Genomic DNA, 1,320 nt, shown 5'->3' on the forward strand with positions numbered 1-1,320 from the left:
TGCTGCTCCGATACCTCCTCGCCGGGAGTGATGCGACCTTCGCCGAGCTGGGCGAGGCCAGAGCCGAGCCAGCTGCCGGGAGGATTCCCGACCTCGGCATAGTAGCGAGTCAGCGGCGTCGAAAGGCTCCGGTCGCCGTCGCCTGCAACGACGGAGCGCAGCAGATACTTGTAGCCGTCACCGGCGCTCATCACGCGCATCGAAACCGTCACATCCGATAGGTAGGAATCCGAGGCTTGGCTCAAGCCCTGAGCTCCAGACGGCTTCCATCTTGTTGCCGAGAGCACTGGAGGGGAACGGGGTAGATCCGGGAGCAAGGAGGCAAATGCGTTTCGGAGTCATGCGAACCAATATGAACGTTAGGTGTCAGCTGGCGAGTTGTTTTCCAGAGCGCGGGCTCAACGGCAGACTTGGTGGGATGGGACTCCCTGATTCAGTTGCGTCTCGCCCATTCCCGGGTTCATCGGGACGGGTCTTCCTCGTGTTCCTGCGGCTCGGGTTGACGTCGTTTGGCGGGCCGGTCGCTCACCTCGGCTATTTCCGCACCGAGTTCGTCGAGCGGCGAGGATGGCTCAGTGACCGCGCCTACGCGGATCTCGTCGCGCTGTGCCAGTTCCTGCCCGGGCCGGCGTCGAGTCAGGTCGGCATGGCGATCGGCCTGCAGCGCGCCGGTATCCTCGGCATGCTCGTCGCCTGGGCCGGCTTCACGCTCCCCTCAGCCATGCTGCTTTTCGCTTTCGCGCTCGGTATCGGCGCGAGCGGGGATCTCTCGCAGGCGGGCTGGGTACTCGGTTTGAAGGCGGCTGCGGTCGCGGTAGTCGCCCACGCTGTGCTCGCCATGGCAAGATCGCTCACCCCCGGTGCTCGTCGCGCGACGATCGCGGTCGCGGTCATGGTGCTCGTGCTGCTCGTGCCGGGCCCGCTCGCGATGCTTGGTGCCATGATCGCCGCGGGCATCGCCGGGTTGCTGTTCCTTGCGCGCACCGCGCACACCGGGGCACCCGCCAGGACTGAGGATCGATTTCCGGTGCGCCTGCACCGGGGCGTCTCGATCGGCTGCCTGATCGCGTTCGCCCTGCTGCTGGTGACCCTCCCGATCCTCGCAACAGCGACAGGAGATGCGGCACTCAGTCTGTTCGACCTCTTCTACCGTGCGGGCTCGTTCGTGTTCGGGGGCGGCCATGTCGTGCTGCCGCTCCTGCAGGCGGAGACGGTGCAGACAGGGCTCGTAGAGCCCGGCGCGTTCCTGGCCGGGTACGGAGCCGCGCAGGCGGTGCCTGGTCCGTTGTTCACGTTCTCCGCTTTCCTTGGCGCGGTCAC

2 protein-coding genes are annotated in these 1,320 nt (G+C 66.4%); one reads left to right on the forward strand and one right to left on the reverse strand.

Features of this window, described 5'->3' with window-relative positions; all coding sequences use genetic code 11:
- Positions 1–191, reverse strand: a 191-nt coding sequence (locus D1J51_RS17665) for a relaxase domain-containing protein (RefSeq protein ID WP_205548064.1), incomplete at its 3' end; no start/stop codon positions are given.
- A 227-nt stretch (positions 192–418) separates the two neighbouring features.
- On the opposite strand from D1J51_RS17665, the gene chrA reads away from it, so the two are divergent.
- Positions 419–1,320, forward strand: a 902-nt coding sequence (chrA, locus tag D1J51_RS17670; RefSeq protein WP_119077317.1) for a chromate efflux transporter, incomplete at its 3' end; no start/stop codon positions are given.

The sequence above is a fragment of the Leucobacter sp. wl10 genome, from assembly GCF_003569785.1.
Taxonomy (GTDB): Bacteria; Actinomycetota; Actinomycetes; order Actinomycetales; family Microbacteriaceae; genus Leucobacter.